We start from the raw sequence: 20,448 nt of genomic DNA on the forward strand, positions 1-20,448 counted from the left end.
ATGATATATGTTAAATAGCCTTGAGTATGGCGTTCGCAAAGGCCCTTGCGTCTTTTTCGCCGTAAGGCTCACGCGTGCCATGGCCCCAGACTGGGCCGGGCCATGCGGGATCACCGGTATTGCGGGCGATCACATGCAAATGCAACTGGCGAACAATGTTGCCGAGCGCTCCCGTATTGATCTTTTCGCAGTTCACGACAGATTTTAATGCTTGCGCCGCAATCCCGGTCTCGAACGTCAGCATGGTCTGGTCGAGCGGCGTCAGTTCGTGGATTTCGCAAATTCCGGCGCGTTGCGGCACCAGGATGAGCCACGGCCAGCGCCGGTCATTCATCAGGCGCAGATCGCAGAGGCCCAACCTTGCAATTGAAAAAGTGTCTGCTGCAAGTTTACGGTCTAGCACAAAAGTCATGATTCATAATTGATAACAGTTTTTTCGCCGTTCCGCTTGCTTTTTGCGTTTGAATTGACGATATGAGCCTCGGGAGGTTGGTGGTGGACGAGCCACTCGCCAACCGGGTCAGGTCCGGAAGGAAGCAGCCCCAACGAGCCAGGCACGGGTCGCCGTGCCAGCCTCCCACCCTTCTTCTTTGTGAGCTGCCTGTGTCAAAGCCAGCAAGCGGCATTGACGCTGTGGTGCATGGCAGTCCAAACTTGCGCCGGACACAAGAAGTCAATGCAGGAGCGGAATCGAACGCGATGGACACGAAAACGCCAGACAGCGCCTATCGCGTGCTCGCCCGCAAATATCGCCCCCAGAATTTCGATGATCTGATAGGTCAGGAGCCGATGGTCCGAACGCTAACGAATGCGTTCGAAACCGGACGCGTCGCCCAAGCATGGATGCTGACTGGCGTGCGTGGTGTCGGCAAGACCACGACAGCTCGAATTCTTGCAAGGGCGCTCAACTACAAGACTGCTGATATCGACAAGCCGACGATCGACCTGACATTCCCTGGCGAACACTGCCAGGCGATCATGGAGGGGCGCCATGTCGATGTGATCGAGATGGATGCGGCCTCGCATACGGGTATCGATGATATTCGAGAGATTATCGAGCAGGTGCGATATCGCCCGGTATCGGCGCGCTACAAGGTCTATATCATCGACGAAGTACACATGCTTTCCAATCAGGCCTTCAACGGCCTGCTGAAAACGCTGGAAGAACCGCCACCCCATGTAAAGTTCATCTTCGCAACGACGGAGATCCGCAAGGTACCGATCACTGTATTGTCGCGCTGCCAGCGTTTCGACCTGCGCCGCATCGACACCAGCGTCCTTACCCGCCATCTCAAGAAAATTGCCGATCTTGAAGCGATTACCGTCGATGACGCATCGCTTGCGATGATTGCCCGGGCGGGAGAAGGGTCCGTGCGTGACTCGCTGTCGATCTTCGACCAGGCCATTGCGCATGGCGCGGGCACTGTCGAAGCCGAGGCGGTTCGTTCGATGCTGGGCCTTGCCGACCGCGCCCGCATCATCGACCTTTTCGAGATGCTCATGGGCGGCGATGTCGCCTCGGCGTTGCGCGAATTTCGTGCCCAGTATGATGTCGGTGCCGATCCGAGCATCGTGCTTGCCGATCTTGCCGATTTCAACCATTTGGTGACCCGTATCCGGTTCACTCCGGATGTGGCTGGTGACATTTCTCTATCGGAAGACGAACGGATACGTGGCCGGGATTTTGCCGAGAGGCTTTCCATCCGCGTCCTGTCCCGCACCTGGCAGATGCTGCTGAAGGGCATTGCCGAGGTCGACAGTTCCAGCCGCCCGGTTCAGGCAGCCGAAATGCTGTTGATCCGGCTGGCCCATGCCGCCGACCTCCCCACACTTGACGAGGCGTTGAAGTCAATTGAAGACGGCGGCTCGATCGCGACCCCGGCGCCGCGAAGTGATGGGCCGCGTCCAGGAAACGGCGGCACGACGATGACACGCGCTGCGGCGGACGCCGTTGCGTCGTCGCGTCCTGCTGTCACGTCGAACGGCGGGGCAACCATGCGGCTGGTCGAATCTGCGCCACATGCGGAGCAGATTGTTCCGCCGGTGCCGGCTGTCGAGGAAGCTCCACCGGCTGTGCCGGTTGGCAGCATCGAGGACATCATCTCGCTCGCTGACAAGCAACGCGACATGCAATTCAAGATCATGGTCAAGAACTGCGTTCGCATGGTCAGTATCAAGCCCGGCCGTCTCGAGATCAACCTGACGGAAAACGCACCGAAAACGCTTTTGACCGACCTGTCGCAGAAGTTGAGTGACTGGACCGGTATGCGCTGGATGGTATCGTTGTCGCGCGAGCAAGGCGCGGCAACGGTCAGCGAATCCGAAACTGCCAAACGTGATTCCCTGTTGAGCGATGCGCGCGCTGATCCGGATGTTGCAGCGATATTATCGAAGTTCCCAGGCGCCAAGATCATCAACGTTCGCATCGCCGTTCCGGCCGGACAAGTTGACGGCGACATGACAAGTGGGCCTGTGCCTGATGACGACACCTTGGCACCGGCAGAAGAAGACGATTGAACGAACAGGAGCTCCCCCCATGCGTGATATTATGGGCATGATGAAACAGGCGAAGGAAATGCAGGCCAAGATGGCGGCCATGCAGGAAGAGATCGCTGCACTCGAGGCCGAGGGGCATGCTGGTGGCGGCCTCGTCACCGTGAAACTGTCCGGCAAGGGCGCGTTGACCGGCCTGACCATCGATCCGTCGCTGTTCAAGGAAGACGATATCGAGGTCATCGAGGACCTCATCATCGCTGCCCATAACGAGGCCAAGGCAAAGGTCGAAGCAATCATGGCTGAGAAGACGCAGGCATTGACGGCCGGCCTGCCAATACCGCCGGGTTTCAAGCTCCCATTTTGAGCCGCCCTGCAACCACAAGGCTGTTGGAATGTGAGTGTTTGGCGGTTATATTGGGAGTTGGAGTGGGAACGAGCGATCGCCCGTCCCCTGTCCTTAGCTAAATTGAACCCGGACGGTCCATGACCAGCTCGTCCGGGTTCTCCTTAAAATAAGGATGATGCTAAACGGAAATCTCCGCATAGATCACCTCCAAGTTCGACGGCAAGGCTGTTGCCGCAGTCGGGTAGCCCATCTTCCCGATGCATCGGCTGGCACGATGCTGCTGCTTAGCCTTCGAACCCTGATTGCTTGGTCTTCAAGGATCATTGCCGGTTCATCTGTCCGCCGCAACGAATGCAGGGTTGTGCTTTTTTGAGGTTCATTGCCAGCGGTTGCTCCTCACTGATTTCATAACGGCGCAAATTGCTCTAAACCTTCGCCATGTCCAAACGAATCGCCGGTCCGGAAATCGAACGACTTATCCAATTGCTCGCCAAAGTGCCGGGGCTGGGGCCGCGCTCAGCCCGCAGGGCCGCCTTGCATTTGATCAAGAAAAAGGAAGCCCTGCTCATCCCGCTGGGCTCGGCCATGCAGGACGCCGCCGAGAAAGTGCGCGTTTGCTCGACGTGCGGCAATGTCGACACCTCGGATCCTTGCATGATCTGCACCGATCCCCGACGCGAGCGCACGACGTTGATCGTGGTGGAAGATGTATCGGACCTTTGGGCGCTGGAGCGAGCCGGCTCAATGAATGTGCGTTACCATGTTCTGGGGGGCCGGCTGTCGCCGCTCGACGGCATAGGGCCAGACGACCTGAACATAGCAACGCTCGTCGGTCGTGTGGCGGAGGGCGAGATCAAGGAAGTCATCCTCGCGGTCAATGCTACCGTCGAAGGCCAGACAACGGCCCACTACATCACCGACCAGCTTGGGGGCCTTGATGTCCGCATTACCAGATTGGCCCATGGCGTGCCCGTGGGCGGCGAACTGGATTACCTCGACGAAGGAACCTTGGCAGCGGCTCTACGAGCCCGGACAACACTCTAGGAGAACAGCTTGAGCAAGCGTAGCTGGAGACTTGGCCTCACCGCAGGGATCGCAATGGCCTTTGCGCTCTGTTCAAGTACTGGCTTCGCGACGTCAAAATCCGAAACAGAAGCGCTGTTTCAGAATTGGCTTGCGAATGACCTTTGGCCCCAAGCCAAGGCAAAGGGGGTTTCCAAGGCGACTTTCGATGAGGCATTCGCGGGCGTAAAGCTCAACTTCGATCTGCCGGACCTCGTCATGCCGGGCGAAAAGCCGCAGACACCCCAGAAGCAAGCCCAATCCGAATTCGGCTCGCCCGGCAAATATTTCAATGCCAAGACTGTGAACGCCGTGACATCAGGGGGTGCCGCGCGCGCCGGTCAGTATTCGCGCACATTGAAAGCCGTTGAAAGCAGATATGGTGTGCCCGGCGAGATCGTGCTTGCGATCTGGGGCCGCGAAAGCGGTTTTGGCAGCGTCAAGATTCCCTACAACGCATTTGCTGTGCTTGGCACGAAGGCCTTCATGGCAACGCGCAAGGAAATGTTCCGCGACGAGCTTGTTGCGGCACTCGAAATCGTCCAGAACGGTTACATCGGTCCAGCCAACATGAAAAGCTCGTGGGCGGGCGCACTTGGCCAACCGCAATTCATGCCGACCTCGTATCTCGAACACGCAGTGGATTTCGATGGTGACGGCAGACGCGACATCTGGAACTCGGTGCCGGATACGCTGGGATCGATTGCCCATTACCTTGCTCAGTATGGCTGGGAGCGCGGCCGCGATTGGGGCTATGAGGTCAATGTCCCGGATAGCGTCAGTTGTGCCCTTGAAGGTCCCGACCAGGGCAAGCCTTTTGCTTCCTGGTCAAAGCTTGGAATCACCCGCGTGAACGGCAAGCCATTTCCGGCCAGCGAAACCAAGCGCGAGGGCTTTCTGTTGATGCCCGCCGGACGGCATGGTCCCGCTTTCATCGTGACCAAGAATTTTTATGTGCTCAAGGAATACAATATGAGCGATCTCTATGCGCTGTTCATCGGTCATGCCGGGGATCGTATAGCCCATGGTGCTCAAGGCTTTTCGGCAGGTTGGGGCGATGTCGGCGGTCTCTATCGCTCGGACATTGCCGGTTTGCAAAAGCGGCTGGAAAAGATGGGTTACGATGCAGGCGGGGCCGATGGATTCCCCGGCTTCAAGACGCGTCGCTCCATCGGCAGCTGGCAAGCCAAGCAGGGCATGGCGGCCACCTGTTTTCCTGACAGGGATTTGATCAAGGCTATACGCTGAAGAATTCCTTTCGTTCTCATCGGGAAAGGCTCTAAATTGCCTGAGGATCGAGAATGGGAGCCACACCATGCCAGCCAACGAGCGATCGAAACACATCACCGAAGGCGTCGCACGGTCGCCCAATCGTGCCATGTATTATGCCCTTGGCTATGAGAAGGGGGATTTCGAAAAGCCGATGATCGGCATTGCCAATGGGCATTCGACGATCACGCCTTGCAATGCCGGCCTTCAGCCGCTGGCCGATGCAGCGGTCGTTGCGATCAAAGCGGCTGGCGGCAACCCGCAATTATTCGGCACGCCGACCATCTCCGATGGAATGGCGATGGGCACGGAAGGGATGAAGTATTCGCTGATCTCGCGTGAGGTCATTGCCGACTGCATCGAAACCTGTGTCAACGGCCAGTGGATGGATGGGGTTCTGGTGATTGGCGGCTGCGACAAGAACATGCCCGGCGGCATGATTGCCATGGCCCGCACCAATGTCCCGTCCATCTATGTCTACGGCGGCACGATCAAGCCTGGAAAATGGAAGGGCAAGGATCTATCCATCGTGTCGTCCTTCGAAGCCGTTGGTTCCTTCATGGCAGGGAAGATGAGCGAAGAGGATTTTGAGGGAATCGAGCGGCATGCCTGCCCCTCGACGGGCTCATGCGGCGGCATGTATACCGCCAACACGATGAGTTCGGCATTCGAGGCGCTGGGCATGTCGTTGATGTCATCGTCCACCATGGCCAATCCTGATGCGGAGAAGATCGACAGTACCGCGGCGTCAGCCCGCGTGCTCGTTGAGGCCGTGCGCAAGAATATCCGTCCACGCGACATCATCACGCGCAAATCGATCGAGAATGCCGTGGCATTGATCATGGCGACCGGCGGCTCGACCAATGGTGTCTTGCACTTCCTTGCAATCGCCGATGCCGCGGAAGTTGAATGGAAGCTCGAGGATTTCGAGCGCGTGCGCCGGAAGGTTCCGGTCCTTTGCAATTTGCGCCCGTCCGGACAATATATGGCTGTGGACCTGCACAGGGTCGGCGGCATTCCGCAGGTCCTGAAGATCCTGTTGAATGCCGGCCTTCTGCACGGCGATTGTCTGACAATTACCGGGCGTACCCTCGCCGAGGAACTGGCCGAGATCCGCGATGCCCCACCCGCTGGTCAGGACATCATCCGCCCGATCGACAAGCCGCTCTACAAGGAAGGCCACCTGGCGATCCTCAAGGGTAACCTTGCGACCGGTGGAGCGGTTGCAAAGATCACGGGTCTTAAAAATCCGGTGATCAAGGGCCCGGCACGGGTTTTCGACGACGAGCAGTCGGCAATGGATGCAATCCTCTCCGATAAGATAAGGCCGGGCGACGTACTGATCCTGCGTTATCTTGGCCCGAAAGGTGGGCCCGGCATGCCGGAAATGTTGGCGCCGACATCGGCAATCATTGGCCGTGGCCTTGGCGAAAGCGTGGGTCTCATCACTGACGGACGGTTTTCTGGCGGGACCTGGGGGATGGTTGTCGGCCATGTCACGCCGGAAGCCTTCGAGGGGGGCACCATTGCCCTTGTCAGGGAAGGCGACATGATCACGATCGACGCGCGCCAGCAGTTGCTACAACTTGAGGTGGACGAGGCAGAGATCGACGAGCGCCGCAGAAACTGGAAGCAGCCGCCACCCCGATATACGCGCGGCGTACTTGCAAAATTTGCCAAGCTGGCAAAATCGGCAAGCGAGGGCGCGGTAACCGGGTGATCTGCCGTTTCGGCGGCGAATACAGTCTGTCAAAGTACTCGCCGGTATGAAAACGCGCCATGAAATGCAACGATCCTGGCATTGCAAACGTCAGGAACATGCACATGCCGGCTTTGGTAAATGGACAATGGGTAAAAGGCGATGTGGCTGCCTCTGAAATAAGCGGCGGCGCCTTCCACCGCGAGGCAACGCATTTTCACCGTTGGATCACGCCGGATGGCCGCCCTGATGCGCAGGGCAATCCCGCACTGCCGGCAGAGCCCGGCCGCTATCAGCTGTTCGTGTCTTACCTGTGTCCATGGGCGTCGCGCACCTTGATCTTCCGAAAACTCAAGGGTCTCAGCGACATAATACGCATTTCGGTTGCCGAACCGGCGATCGGAGAAAATGGCTGGACATTTGCTGTCGAACAGGACGCCGGTCCCAAGGCACCGCCGATCCGCTATCTTCACCAGCTCTACACCCAGAGCGAGCCAAGCTATACCGGAAAGGTCTCAGTCCCTGTGTTGTGGGACCGCGTAGAGGGCCGGATCGTCAACAATGAATCGGCCGATATCATCCGCATACTCAATACGGCATTCGACGGCCTGACAGGCGACAACCACGACTATTATCCAGAGCAGCTGCGCCCTCAGATCGACCATTGGAATGGGATGATCTACGAAAACATCAACAATGGGGTCTATCGTGCGGGTTTCGCCAAATCGCAGCAGGCCTATGAGGAAGCGGCCACCAGGGTATTCGAGGCACTGGACAGGGTCGAGGCCCACCTTGAGGATCATCGCTATATCGCTGGCCAACACCTGACCGAAGCCGACTGGCGGCTGTTTGTGACGCTGGTTCGTTTCGACGCCGCCTATCACGGCGTGTTCAAATGCAACATTCGCCGCCTCAGCGATTATCACAATCTTTCCAATTACATGCGCGAGCTCTACCAATGGCAGGATGTACGCGGCACGGTGAAGATCGACCATATCAAGGCAGGGTATTATTCGATCGCGCACGTCAATCCCACCGGCATCATTCCTCTCGGACCGCTCGTCGATTTCGATGCACCCCATGATCGCGAGCGGTTGCTCGGCAAGGGCGTCGTCTGCCGTTGATCAATCCATTTCGGCCGCCACAGGAGTGGCGGGACGTATTTCATGCCCACCCAAACGCGTTATGCCGAAGCGAGCGCTGGGTAGTGCATTTCGCTTTCGCATGAACTACGGCCTTGTTATTCATACCCATATGTGAAAATATTATTCACAAGGAAAGATATGGGAGGTCAATCATGCGGTCTGGAATATGCGGTCATCAAGGCGCTGCGCGATGAGCGGTTTTGCGCCGACCGTGGGCATTTCCACGACCCGACCGAAGAACATGCCTTCCGATCATGCCGCCTTGCCGGTCTGGAATGCTGAAAACTGGTTTTATGAGGATTGGCCGGTCGGCCAGAAAATCCGCTCGCTGCGCCGGACGATCTCGGAGAGTGACAGCCATCTCTTCAATACGCTTGTCACCGACATCCACCCCTACGTGCAGGACCAGATGTTCGCCGAGAGTGAAGGCATTTTCGGCAAGCGTCTCGTCGCAGGAGCGTTCGTCTTTTCTGCCGGCCTTGGCCTCGTCGCCACCAATTGCGTCAATGCCTTTTCCTATGGCTATGACAAGTTGCGATTCATCAAGCCTGTATTCCTTAACGATACGATCTACACGATCCGAACCAATATGGAAAAACGGCCGCGGTACAAGGATTTGGGCCTGATCCGTGCCAGTTATGAGGTCTTCAAGAGCGAGGGGGAACTTGTCCTCTACTGCGAGCATTTGCAGACCGTGAAGTACCAGAATCCCGAAAATTTCATTGGAAAGACCGAAAAGCAATGACTGCCACGAACGATTTGCCGCTGACGGGCCTGCTCGTCATTGACATGAGCCAGTTCCTGTCTGGACCTTACGCATCGCTGCGCCTCATGGATCTGGGTGCGCGCGTGATCAAGGTGGAACGTCCCGATGGCGGCGACCTCTCCCGGCGCCTTTATCTCAGCGACACGGAAATCGGCGGAGATTCAACCATTTTCCATGCAATCAACCGCGCCAAGGAAAGCATCGCCATCGATTTGAAGGATCCCGCCGATCTCGCAACGCTGAAAGCATTGCTGGCAAAGGCCGACGTCCTGATCCAGAACTTTCGCCCGGGGGTCATCAACCGGCTGGGTCTCGATTATGAGGCGGTGAAGGCTATCAATCCGCGGCTCGTCTATGCCGGCATAAGTGGCTATGGCGAAGAAGGACCATGGGTGGCGCGCCCCGGCCAGGATCTGCTGGCACAATCGCGCTCCGGCCTGATGTGGCTGAATGGAGACGAGAGCCAGGGGCCGGTGCCCTTTGGTCTTGCCGTCGGCGACATGCTTGCGGGAGCAGCGACAGTCCAAGGCATTCTCGCCGCGCTCGTGCGGCGTGGCATCAGTGGCGAAGGCAGCCATGTTGAGACCAGTCTCCTTGAATCGCTCATCGATTTCCAGTTCGAGGTGCTGACGACCCATCTTAACGATGGTCGCCGGCTGCCCAAGCGCTCGGATTTTCGTAGCGCACATGCCTACCTTTCAGCTCCCTATGGCGTCTATCAGACAAAAGACAGCTATCTCGCGCTCGCGATGACACCGCTGCCAAAGCTTGCGGACCTTCTGGGATTGAATGAACTTGAGCCGTATCGCGATGTTCCGGCCACGTGGTTCACTGCACGCGACGAGATAAAACGCATCATTGCAACCCGACTCGCGATAGAAACCACGGAGCACTGGCTTTCCATTCTCGAGCCCGCCGATATCTGGTGCGCCCGGGTGCTGAACTGGGAGGAACTATTGCAAAGTGAGGGCTTCAAGGTTCTCGACATGTTACAGACAGTGAACCGCGAGGACGACGTTTCGATCCTCACTACCCGGTCGCCTATCCGCGTCAATGGCAAGCGGGCGCGGTTTGACCGCGCCGCACCACGCATCGGCGAACACAGCGATGCCATCCGCAAGGAATTCGGCCTGTGAGCGAGATCAAGTTGAAGGGCATGACCTGGAGCCATCCGCGGGGCTATGACCCCATGGTTGCCTGCTCCAAACTATGGAAGGCAGAAACGGGTGTCAGCATCGACTGGGAGCAACGTTCGCTTCAGGATTTCGAGACCTTTCCGGTAGAGGAACTGGCGAAGGAATATGACCTGATCGTCATCGACCACCCGCATGTCGGCCAGATCACCGCTGAAAATTGCCTCGCGCCGCTTGACGTCGCGGGCAGACAGGCCGAGCGATCTGCCCTCATCAAGAGCAGCGTGGGGCAGTCCTATTCAAGCTATCGTTGGCAGGACCGGCAATGGGCCTTCCCGATCGACACGGCATCGCAGGTGGCGGCATGGCGTCCAGACATGCTTGTCCAGCCTCCGGCGGCGTGGACCGATGTTCTGTTGCTCGCTCGGGAGGGTAAAGTGTTGCTGCCGCTCCGGCCGCCGCACACGCTCATGACATTCTATACGCTTAGCGCCAATCTGGGCTCACCTTGTGCTTCAGGCAGATCCGGGGACCTGATCAGTCTTGAACACGGCGCAAGGACGTTCAGGATGATGCGCGAGATTTCTTCGCTCATCGACCCAGCATGTTTTGGCATGGACCCGATTGCGGTTTTGGAACAAATGGCGGCGGCAGGTTCCACCATCGCCTATTCGCCCCTGATCTATGGCTATGTCAGCTACGCGATGGATGGGTTCAGGCCCAATCTGGTAGCATTCGCCGATATTCCCGTAGCCGGGGAGAACGGCCCGGTGGGCTCGGCGCTTGGCGGTACAGGCATTGCGGTCTCGGCCTTCTCGGCTCAGCGCGAATCGGCCGTCGATTTCGCTTACTGGATCGCCAGCGGTGACATACAGCGTGGTCCCTATGCCGCGGCGGGCGGGCAGCCCGCCCATGCTGCCGCCTGGGATGACGAAGCAGTCAATGCCGGGACAGCCGATTTCTATTTCGCGACCCGCACGACGCTCGAGGGATGCTGGGTCCGTCCGCGCCATAACGGCTATATGGCCTTTCAGCAGGAGGCGTCGGACCGCATCAATGCGGGCCTCCTCGGAGGACACGAAGCGAGAATAGTCATTGATGACCTGAACAGATTGTTCAGGCAGAGCTTCGCCGCCTGAAATGGTCTAGGACGAATGACGCATCTGCCCGCCGCGGCCATACTGGCCGGGGCAGATGCCGTAACCGCTCTGGCAATTTGCTGGGCTGGGGTTCGTGACTTCTGTCCGTCGCGGCGACCAGGTCCCGTAGCCAGATCCGCAGGCGCCCAACAAAAGCGTGCTCAACAGGGTTGCGAAAGTGACAAATTTCATTCTCTGGCCTCAGCTGCAACAAGGGGTGCTGCGGCTGATGTGCCGCAAACGCGAGCGAAAGTCAAAGTGCAGGGGACGGACGACCTATTGAACCGATTGATATCAGGCGCGGCGGTTTTGCCTTTCGGCTCCTGTTACCGACGGGTGGGAATTGATCGCTGTAATTACTGCAAGCGCCGCCAGCGAGTTCACATCCCTGTTGCCCCGGTTGAAGGCCGTCATAACCGTTTCGGAAATGATCTTGGCTTCGTCTTCCGAGCTTGATTTTACCAGGAGTGTTGCCGAGGCCTTGTCGTAGGCTGCCTGCATCACATTCCAGTCATCTTGGGAATAAGTCGGATTGGGGGGATTATCGAAAGGCATTTAACTGCTCCTTTCTCGATAAGGCGACCCCAAAAGCGTAGTTCCCCAAATGCGACATGGCAATTCGAAACGGATAATCGCGCTTTTCAAACGGCTTACCGCAGCGCAACAGCGAGGCGCGCTACTTCAAATATGGCAAACCACCAAGGGCACTGATTTGCCGGCTCAAACGACCGCCATTGCAGCGGCTCCGGGCGCAATCAAAGCGTGCGCCCCGCCTCGGTTCTCTCCCGGATCTGTCGCGACAGCCGTGACCATCGCGGGCTGAACCACGGTGTGAGCAGGGACACTTTTTCGAAGCGCTGGCGGGCGAAGGATGATTCCTGCTCTTCGAATGTCCAGACCTTGAAATTGGTGAGCTCATGTGGACCGAAGGTGTGGATGAGTGGGATATCAGCCGCATCACGGCCGCGTGCCACGACTATCCTGCCGATCCGGCGCTGGTTGTGTCGTGCGTCGAATGTGTGCCATTTTCCACCGAGGAAAACCTCGAACCAAGCGTTGAAATCCATCGGCGCGGGATCGGCCGGCACCCCGATATCTCCGAGATAGCCGTTCACATAACGAGCCGGAATATTCATGCACCGGCAGAATGCAACCGCAAGGTGGGCAAAGTCCCGGCACACGCCGACACGCTCCTCATGCGCCTGGGCAGCCGTACGGGTTGCCCGGGCGAAACCATAGCTGAACGTCAGGCGCTGATTGACGTAATCGCAAATGGCCTGAACGCGTCTCCATCCGGGGGGCACCTGACCGAACAACTCCCATGCCAGGTTGCTCAATTCATCCGTTTCGCAGTAGCGGCTGGCCGTCAGATAGGCCAGACATTCGACTGGCAGCTTGTCGACGCTGAGCTCCGTTGCGTTCTCTTCCACCGGGTCCGTCAGACCGCTGTCCTTGACGACCGCGTCATAGGTCAATGACAGATTGCCGGCCGGCGCTAGGAAACGCAGGCAGTTATTGCCGAACAGATCGCGGAAGGTCTCGATGTGCACATCTGGCGTGGCGGTTGGACCTCTTTCACACTGAATATCCGATATCCGTGCCGATTCGAGATTGAGATAAGTGGTTGTGGGTGTTGGCTCATTGCACCTGATTGCAATCTCGTAACCGACGCGGATCAACATTGGCATATCCTTTTGAACTTTAGAGCAGAACGCCGCGGGTAGCCTCGGGTTCCGAACCGGTAAGTAAAAATAAAATAAGCCTGATACGCAGATGCGGTTCAGTCGCGACGCCTGTAATCTTCAGAATTTGTTGACCATAGTCCCATAGAATTTGAAACAAAAGCTCTTTTCGCCCGGTTTGTGCAGTAAGCGGGCTTGTCAGGCGGTGTGACATGAAACCTGGCGAGATTCATACTTCGCTCAAGCGATTGGAAGGATCATGGCAGCAAAATACGTGGGTTCACGACACCCTGTGGCGAGCGTCGTTCGCGATCAGGCCGTGCGGCCGGACTTTCAGCATGCGATGAACACTTCAAATTCAGCGCATGGTAACAAAGACATCCCCAAGCGATTTCGCGAACTTCTCGACCGGCTCGACCAAGCCGAAGGACGCAAAAAAAAGGATCGCTAATCGTTCAAACGACGAAGCTCAATTTCCTCGATGCATCAAATCACCCTGAACATCGGTATGGGCAAAACGTCCCGACTTCGCATGGTTCACATAGTTGCCGAACGATAACGCGAAGGCGAGGAAGATAAAGAACACGATGCCTAGACGCTGAACCAACATGACCACACCCATCTGATGGGCAAAAGAATATTCGGCGTGACCTGAATGCGGCCTGAACCGCCCGTTCACACGCTATTTCGATTGATTACCTGTTCCTTGCTTCCGTGGTGCAGACGTGACGCCGCCGCGCTACTCATCTATGTTGCTGGCATGCTAGCAGAGGGGAGAGCACCATGAGCAAGGCCTTCGACGCGATCATCATCGGAGCAGGACAGGCTGGACCATCACTCGCAGGGCGATTGACTGAAGCCGGCATGAAAGTGCTTGTCATCGAGCGCAAGCTGTTCGGCGGGACCTGTGTCAATACCGGATGCATGCCGACCAAGACGCTGGTAGCAAGCGCCTACGCCGCGCATCTCGCCCGGCGCGGCGCCGATTATGGCGTCACGATCGCCGAGCCAATCGCCATCGATATGAAACGGGTCAAGCAGCGGGCGGCCACGGTCTCCCTGAATTCGCGTACAGGTATAGAGAGTTGGCTACGGGGTATGAATGGCTGCACCGTGGTCCAAGGCCATGCCCGTTTCACGGCGCCACAGGAAATCATTGTAGATGGCGAAGTTTTCACGGCACCGCGCATTTTCATCAATGCCGGCGGCCGCGCCAATGTTCCCGCCATGCCCGGCATCGACAAGGTCGACTATTTGACCAATACATCCATTCTTGAGCTTGATACGGTACCAAGGCATCTGGTCGTTATCGGCGGCAGCTATATTGGTCTCGAATTTGGGCAGATGTACCGGCGCTTTGGTGCCGAGGTAACCATCGTCGAAAAGGGTCCGCGTTTGATAGCGCGCGAAGACCCGGATGTTTCCGATGCGGTGAAAGATATCCTTGAGGGGGAGGGCATCGCATGTCGCCTCAATGCGGAATGCATCTCATTCAAACCACACGCCGAGGGCACAGAAGTCGGCCTCGACTGCAGCTCCGGCGACAGGAACACGGTTGGATCGCATGTGCTGCTTGCGATTGGCAGGCGGCCGAATACCGATGATCTCGGTCTCGACAAGGCGGGAATCGAGACCGATGAGCGCGGCTATATCCGGGTTGACGATGACCTTTCGACAAATGTGAAGGGGGTCTGGGCGCTTGGCGACTGCAACGGACGCGGTGCGTTTACCCACACGGCCTACAATGATTTCGAGATCATTGCCGCAAACCTTCTCGATGGGCAAAACCGCAGGGTCAGTGACCGTATCCCGGGTTATGCCCTCTTCATTGACCCGCCACTTGGACGGGTCGGAAAGACCGAAACGGAAGCACGCAAGACCGGTAAGCCGCTTTTGGTTTCCAAGCGGCCCATGACCCGCGTGGGCCGTGCCGTGGAAAAAGACGAGACGCAAGGATTCATGAAGGTTGTCGCGGATGCCGACACTCGCAAGATTCTGGGAGCCGCGATCCTGGGAACCGGAGGCGACGAAGCAATCCATGGCATTCTCGATGTCATGAACGCGGATGTGGCCTATCCGACGCTGCAATGGGCCGTGCCTATTCATCCAACCGTGTCCGAACTCATCCCGACTCTGTTGGGGGACCTGAAGCCCGTTTCGTGACGATGCAGAATGTGTAGGGCTGCCTAATCCATCACCGGGCTGTGTTCGACGGGCGCTGCGCTTCGAGCGGGCTTGCGCAAAAGCATGACCAGCGGAATGGATACGATCGACATGATCATCAGCAGCTTGAAATCATCCATATAGGCAATGATTGTCGCCTGAGTCGTAATCATTCCGTCCAAGGCGGCGCGGCCCGCGGCTTTCAACGGATCGAGATGCTGGACGATCGTGGGATTGTCGAATGCGTGATTGAAGGGCGTGATATAGGCCGCGATGGACGAGTGATTGCTCTGGACATTCTCGGTTATCAGTGCGGTCACGACGGCAATGCCGACACTCGAACCGATATTGCGCGAGAGATTGTACAGGCCTGTTCCTTCACCGCGCATATGGGCTGGCAGGGTGGCGAAGGCTATCGTCGTCAGCGGCACGAACAGGAACCCGAGTCCCGCACCCTGAATGAAGCCAACGGATACAATCGTCCACTGCGAGACATCCGGTGTCCAGCCGGTCATGTCGTACATGGCCCAGGCGGTCAGGCTGAAACCGAGCACCAGCAGTAGCCGCGTGTCGACTCGGCCGATCAGCCGTCCGACGACGAACATGCTGAGCATTGTGCCGACGCCCCGGGGACCCATGACGATGCCGGCGGTAATGACAGGATAATCCATCAGCGTCTGCAGGTAGGGCGTCATCAGGGCCAGCGAAGCCAGATAGGTCACGCCGATGACGAAGATGAAAAACATGGAGACGGAGAAGTTGCGGTCCAGGAATAGCCGCGGATTGACGAAGGAATTCTTCGCGGTGAAGGTATGGACCAGAAACAGATAGAATGCCGCAGCGCAAATCAAGGCTTCGATCTGGATCTCGGCGGACGAGAACCAGTCGAGCTGTTCGCCTCGATCCAGAAAAAGCTGCAGCGTGGCAATGGCAAGGCTCAATGTGCCAAAGCCGAACCAGTCGAGTCTTGCGCTTGCCTGACGCGCCGTTTCCGAAACGAAGGCCACAATACCGAAGAATGCCAGCATGCCGATAGGCACGTTGATATAAAACACCCAGCGCCAGCTGATGTTGTCGGTGAGCCAGCCGCCGATGACGGGCCCCAGCACCGGGCCGACCATCACCGAGACGCCGAATAGCGCCATGGCCTTGCCGCGCTCTTCTACCGCATACATGTCGAGCAGAATCCCCTGCGACAATGGCACCAGCGCAGCGCCGAACAAGCCCTGCATGAGCCGGAAGACCACGATCTGCGGCAGCGACTGTGCAAGGCCGCACAGAACCGATGCGATGACGAAACCGACAATGGCGGTCAGAAGGACATTCTTGCGGCCGAAGCGTGCGGCGAGGAAGCCCGATGGTGGCGTCATGATGGCTGCAGCGACGATATAGGATGTCAGCACCCAGTTGATCTGGTCAGCACTGGCCGAGACACTGCCCTGGATATAGGGCAGCGCCACATTGGCAATCGTCGTATCAAGCGCCTGCATGATCACCGCAAGGATGACACACGCCGTTATGGCGCCGCGATTGGCAACCGCCGGTGTGGAACTGGGGACTGCGACAATATCAGACATGATCCTTGCGACCGAAAAGCCCGAGGATGTCATCGGCGAATTTGGGCAGGCCGCGCGCGTGGCCGGTGTCAACGCCGACGGTCACACTCATGCCGACCCGCAAGGGGGGCTTGCCCGCCATGTCATCAATGCTGACAAGCATCGGGATGCGCTGGACCACCTTTACCCAGTTGCCTGTGGTGTTCTGTGCGGGAAGCAGTGAGAAACTCGATCCGGAGGCCGGACTGATGCTGGATACCGTGCCTTTCCACTCGACACCGGGGTAGCTGTCGACGCTGATAGCGACAGGCTGGCCGGAGCGAACATATGTGAGCTCGGTTTCCTTCGGGCTCGCGGCAATCCACATATGGGTTGTCGACACAAGGCTGAACCCCGGCTGCGAGGCCTGGAGGTAAGCACCGACCTGCAGCGAGCTCACATTCGTGACAATGCCGTCGAACGGCGCCCGCACAATGGTGCGATCAAGGTTACGCTGCGCATTGTCCACTGCCGATTGCGCCTGGAGGTAAGATGGGTTCTGCTCGACAGGCTGGTCGGGATCATTGCCAAGCTGCGCACGTGTTGCCGCGGCCTCCGCCTTGGCGACGTCCACTTTCTGCTGGGCGGCATCCAGATCGTGCTTCGCCTGATCAAAGGTGGCCTTGGAAGCGGCGGCGCTCGCCGTCAGGTCCTGCTGGCGCTGCAGCGTCTTCTCGAAGAACGGTATGTCTGCCTCGGCCTGCGTTATCTCCGCGAGCGATTGCTTGTAGCTTGCCTCGAGATTGAGGATCTGGTTGCGAACAACGCCGAGCTGCGCTTTGGCTCCGGCAAGGGCGATGCTGTAGACAGCGGGATCAAGGCGGAGCAACACCTGTCCCTGCTTCACCTGCTCGTTGTCGTGAACCTCGATCGACTGCACTATCCCGGAGACGTCAGTCGAGACACCGACTATATCGGCCTGGACATAGGCGTTGTCCGTTGACATGACCTGCCCTCCGGTCGCGTAGGCATATCCACCGGCGATCAGGACGATGGGCAGCAGTGCAAAGAGCAGCGGCCGCTTAAGGTCGCGGCGCTGGCGTGCCGGGCTCGGCACGGATTCCCTGGATGCAGGCAAGGCCGGAGCGGCCTCTATTGTGGTGTCGCGCTTTTCCATGACCATATCATTGGCCGTGTCGGAATTGGCGGGTATGCGTAAGGAGGATGAACCGTCAGCCATTGTTTTTCTCTTTGTCCTCGACCGGCGCCTGGCATGCGTCGATCAAATTGGTCTTCATGAGCGTAAGGGTACGTGTCAGGAATTCGCGATCTTCCGCCGAAATGCCAGCAAGGGCTTCGCCGCGCGTCGCCTCTCCAATCACGCGCATCGAAGCAAGCAGCGACCGGGTCTCTTCGCGCAGGAACAACAGCCAGATCCGGCGGTCCGTGGGGTGGCGGCGGCGCTCGACCAGGCCGCGCTCCTCAAGCTTGTCAAGAATGCGAACCAGCGTGATTGGCTCGATCTCGAGAATGTCCGCGAGACCCGCCTGATGGATGCCTTCATTGTTGGCGAGATATGCCAGGGTCTGCCACTGGGACCTTGTGAGCCCAAGGCATTTTGCCCGTTGCTCGAATCGCTTGCGCAGCAGCCGGGCAACGTCATGCAGCAGGAAGCCAAGGGTCGGTGTGTTGTTCATGATGAGTAGTATGAAACTCGTAAGGATGCTTATGACATGCATACATATAGGATGCAGATTTGACAAGAAGAAGGTGTCAGCCTTGCGCCAGCGCAAAAATGCGCGAGCTGTCGATCAACATACGGTGATCAGTCCTCGTCACTGAAGATCGAGAACCCATGTCTGCCCTGTCAAGTCATGACCGAAAGAATGATGCTTGTCCTCGTCCACCAGCCGAAAGCCCACCGCCTGGTAAATGCGCCGGGCCGAGACCAGGACATCGTTCGTCCAGAGTTTGATCTGCCGGTATCCAACTTCCCTGGCGCGATTGACACACGTCTCGACCAATGTGCGGCCGATGCCAAGTCCCCGGGCACCGGGCTCGACATAGAGCAATCGCAATTTCGCTACGGCCGGGTCTTCACTCTCCATGAGAAAAACGGAACCAGCGACGGTACCGGCATTTTCGGCTATCCAGCCCGCTTCGCGGCCGGGTTTGAAATTGGCGACGAATTTGCCAAGGATATCGCAGGCGAGACCTTCGTAGGTCCAGTCCCAGCCATACTCCTCATGGTAAAGGACAGCCTGACGGTGCGCGACCCAGCCGAGATCTCCCGGCCGGAGATCACGATAGGTCACGGTCGGACGAGGCTCCTTTTCGCCATCAAGGATCGCCTGGATCTGGCGCATCGACGTGACCAGTTGCCGGCGCATTGTGTCATCCATGGGCGCCAACAGGCCTTCGATTTGCGACTGCGAACCATTGTCCAGCACGGTGAATGCCCGGCGCCCGGCATCGGTAAGCGAGATAAGTCGTTGCTTGCCGTGATCCGGACTGGCGCGACCGTGTACAAGGTCGCGCTTGGCAAATCGCGCCAGAATACGGCTGAGATGGGCCTTGTCCATTCCAAGGCTGCGCCCGATGTCGGCCGCTGTCTGCTCGCGGTTTTTGGCTAGTTCATAAAGCACCCGTCCCTCCGCCAGTGTGTAGTCACTGGCCAGGAGATGCTTGTCGAGCAGCCCGATTTCCTTGGTGAAGAAGCGATTGAAACTGCGAAATTCCTCTACCGCGCTCATGGTCTATCCCCCTATGTTGTCACTGACAACATAGAATCGAACCGATCCGGATCGCAAGCGAAATGCACGCCGCCTCCAAAGGCAGCGGCGCTGGAACTGCCTAGAAGTTACGCTGCAGCCGAAGTCTGCCCTCTATGGGATCGCCGCGATCATCATCATAGCTGGTGTAGGTGATCTCCGGCGTAATATCGAAGCCGGGAATGGCCTTGTATCTGACGTTCAACGAAGCGGAGAAATTGCCGTATTCCTCATAGGCGACCTGGCCGTTCAACGTGGTCTTGTCCCAGAGCTTGGCGGACAGACCGGCCCAAAGCGCATAGTCGCCCTCCCAGTTGGCGTAGTAGCTGTTTACACCGACATCGCTGTCCCAATCGGATTGATAGCCACCCATGACAAAGGCGGATACCGCGTCGGTGAACTTCACGTCAACGCGAACCTTACCTGCCCACGACTCGTCCAGCGAGTCGTATCCGCTGACCGCGGCAACCGAGCCCCATTCCTGCTCCAGCTTCAGACCCGCAACCACATGGGGCATGTAGTCATCGATGACATAGCTTTTCACAAGCTCTTCATCCGAATAGCCAAAGTCGCCGTCGCTGCCCTGTTCGAGGCCGATCATGGCGGAAAAGCCGTTGCCGCCCGCGAACGTATAATTGATCTGGTTCGTGGGCGCATCGGAATAGGGGCCATAACCGATCACGTCATCATTGATCAGATCGCCGGCATAATTTGTCCATGACGAGAACTGGGTGTCGGTCGACCCAACACGAAAGCCGCCAAGTTCGATATAGGCGTGCGGTAGATAAGAGACCGTGTCGCCATTGGTATATTGGATCTGTGTTTCGATATAGGAACGGAGTGTCCCGAGATCTGTATCGGAGCGCGCATCGAAACGGAGCGTTGCGCGCGAGCGCTTGGACCAGGTGTCACGCTCGGCACCCGTATAGGAATTGTCGCCCGCCCTGATATCGTAACGTACGTATCCGCTGATCTTCAGGCAAGTTTCCGTGCCGGGGATGTAAAAGTAGCCCATGCCATACGCGTCGCAGACCCGGACATATTCAACTGGTTCCGGTTCAGCGGCCACTACGGCAGCATCGGCGGCGGCTGAGGCGGAGGCCGAAATGATCACCGCACACGAGCCCAAAAGAACAGTTTTGAGAATCATTTTCCCACTCCATCATGCCACGCGTAACTATCTAGACACGACATCCCTGCCTGGGCAAGCATGTCACGGACATGCTCGCAATATGCTGATGG

At 57.8% G+C, this 20,448-nt stretch carries 18 protein-coding genes and 1 other RNA gene; 11 read left to right on the forward strand and 8 right to left on the reverse strand.

The features are described 5' to 3' along the window. Positions 1–10 precede the first annotated feature (10 nt). The gene (locus tag K9U38_RS15690; protein ID WP_224495410.1) at positions 11–415 is read right to left on the reverse strand and encodes an HIT domain-containing protein; all 405 of its coding nucleotides are present in this window, start codon (positions 413–415) and stop codon (positions 11–13) included. Positions 416–484: 69 nt separating this feature from the next. Between K9U38_RS15690 and ffs the strand changes: the two genes are divergently transcribed. The 10 genes from ffs (at position 485) to K9U38_RS15740 (ending at position 11,055) form a co-directional block, all read left to right on the forward strand. Further along, an RNA gene (gene ffs, locus K9U38_RS15695) (signal recognition particle sRNA small type) lies at positions 485–581 on the forward strand. A 73-nt stretch (positions 582–654) separates the two neighbouring features. Next, positions 655–2,517, forward strand: coding sequence for a DNA polymerase III subunit gamma/tau (locus K9U38_RS15700; RefSeq protein ID WP_255607315.1), 1,863 nt, complete (start codon positions 655–657; stop codon positions 2,515–2,517). A gap of 19 nt (positions 2,518–2,536) precedes the next feature. Further along, positions 2,537–2,860 (forward strand): YbaB/EbfC family nucleoid-associated protein, encoded by a 324-nt coding sequence (locus K9U38_RS15705; protein ID WP_106711780.1) that lies wholly within the window; start codon positions 2,537–2,539, stop codon positions 2,858–2,860. Positions 2,861–3,280: 420 nt separating this feature from the next. Further along, entirely contained in the window at positions 3,281–3,886 is a 606-nt protein-coding gene (recR, locus tag K9U38_RS15710; RefSeq protein WP_224495291.1) for a recombination mediator RecR, read from the forward strand. A gap of 9 nt (positions 3,887–3,895) precedes the next feature. Beyond that, complete coding sequence (locus tag K9U38_RS15715; protein ID WP_370631963.1) at positions 3,896–5,152, forward strand: lytic murein transglycosylase; 1,257 nt, start codon at positions 3,896–3,898, stop codon at positions 5,150–5,152. 67 nt (positions 5,153–5,219) lie between these two features. Then, positions 5,220–6,893 (forward strand): dihydroxy-acid dehydratase, encoded by a 1,674-nt coding sequence (gene ilvD, locus K9U38_RS15720; protein ID WP_224495292.1) that lies wholly within the window; start codon positions 5,220–5,222, stop codon positions 6,891–6,893. 104 nt (positions 6,894–6,997) lie between these two features. Continuing rightward, positions 6,998–7,996: a glutathione S-transferase family protein gene (locus K9U38_RS15725; RefSeq protein ID WP_224495293.1), complete on the forward strand. Its 999-nt coding sequence runs from the start codon at positions 6,998–7,000 to the stop codon at positions 7,994–7,996. Positions 7,997–8,207: 211 nt separating this feature from the next. Then, complete coding sequence (locus K9U38_RS15730) at positions 8,208–8,762, forward strand: MaoC family dehydratase (protein ID WP_224495294.1); 555 nt, start codon at positions 8,208–8,210, stop codon at positions 8,760–8,762. Next, complete coding sequence (locus K9U38_RS15735; RefSeq protein WP_224495295.1) at positions 8,759–9,919, forward strand: CaiB/BaiF CoA transferase family protein; 1,161 nt, start codon at positions 8,759–8,761, stop codon at positions 9,917–9,919. The genes K9U38_RS15730 and K9U38_RS15735 overlap by 4 nt, the downstream gene beginning before the upstream one ends. Before the next feature lie 20 nt (positions 9,920–9,939). Further along, positions 9,940–11,055, forward strand: a complete 1,116-nt coding sequence (locus K9U38_RS15740; protein WP_224495413.1) for an ABC transporter substrate-binding protein — start codon at positions 9,940–9,942, stop codon at positions 11,053–11,055. Between the two features lie 294 nt (positions 11,056–11,349). Here the strand turns inward: K9U38_RS15740 and K9U38_RS15745 are convergent, their stop codons facing one another. After that, positions 11,350–11,610, reverse strand: a complete 261-nt coding sequence (locus tag K9U38_RS15745; RefSeq protein WP_224495296.1) for a hypothetical protein — start codon at positions 11,608–11,610, stop codon at positions 11,350–11,352. 200 nt (positions 11,611–11,810) lie between these two features. Then, positions 11,811–12,737, reverse strand: a complete 927-nt coding sequence (locus tag K9U38_RS15750; RefSeq protein ID WP_224495297.1) for a transglutaminase-like domain-containing protein — start codon at positions 12,735–12,737, stop codon at positions 11,811–11,813. A gap of 783 nt (positions 12,738–13,520) precedes the next feature. On the opposite strand from K9U38_RS15750, the gene K9U38_RS15755 reads away from it, so the two are divergent. Continuing rightward, positions 13,521–14,900: an FAD-containing oxidoreductase gene (locus K9U38_RS15755; protein ID WP_224495298.1), complete on the forward strand. Its 1,380-nt coding sequence runs from the start codon at positions 13,521–13,523 to the stop codon at positions 14,898–14,900. A gap of 23 nt (positions 14,901–14,923) precedes the next feature. Here the strand turns inward: K9U38_RS15755 and K9U38_RS15760 are convergent, their stop codons facing one another. The 5 genes from K9U38_RS15760 to K9U38_RS15780 form a co-directional block, all read right to left on the reverse strand. Continuing rightward, on the reverse strand, positions 14,924–16,477 hold the full coding sequence (locus tag K9U38_RS15760) for a DHA2 family efflux MFS transporter permease subunit (protein WP_224495299.1): 1,554 nt from the start codon (positions 16,475–16,477) through the stop codon (positions 14,924–14,926). Beyond that, positions 16,470–17,675 carry an HlyD family secretion protein gene (locus tag K9U38_RS15765; RefSeq protein WP_224495300.1) on the reverse strand — a complete coding sequence of 402 codons (1,206 nt, stop codon included), beginning with the start codon at positions 17,673–17,675 and terminating at the stop codon, positions 16,470–16,472. Before K9U38_RS15765 ends, K9U38_RS15760 begins: the two co-directional genes overlap by 8 nt. Then, complete coding sequence (locus K9U38_RS15770) at positions 17,668–18,132, reverse strand: MarR family winged helix-turn-helix transcriptional regulator (RefSeq protein WP_224495301.1); 465 nt, start codon at positions 18,130–18,132, stop codon at positions 17,668–17,670. The genes K9U38_RS15765 and K9U38_RS15770 overlap by 8 nt, the downstream gene beginning before the upstream one ends. Before the next feature lie 138 nt (positions 18,133–18,270). After that, positions 18,271–19,188, reverse strand: a complete 918-nt coding sequence (locus K9U38_RS15775) for a bifunctional helix-turn-helix transcriptional regulator/GNAT family N-acetyltransferase (protein ID WP_224495302.1) — start codon at positions 19,186–19,188, stop codon at positions 18,271–18,273. A 100-nt stretch (positions 19,189–19,288) separates the two neighbouring features. Then, positions 19,289–20,356 carry a porin gene (locus K9U38_RS15780; RefSeq protein ID WP_224495303.1) on the reverse strand — a complete coding sequence of 356 codons (1,068 nt, stop codon included), beginning with the start codon at positions 20,354–20,356 and terminating at the stop codon, positions 19,289–19,291. Between the last annotated feature and the right edge of the window lie 92 nt (positions 20,357–20,448).

It is taken from the genome of Phyllobacterium lublinensis, assembly GCF_020164435.1.
Taxonomy (GTDB): domain Bacteria; phylum Pseudomonadota; class Alphaproteobacteria; order Rhizobiales; family Rhizobiaceae; genus Phyllobacterium; species Phyllobacterium lublinensis.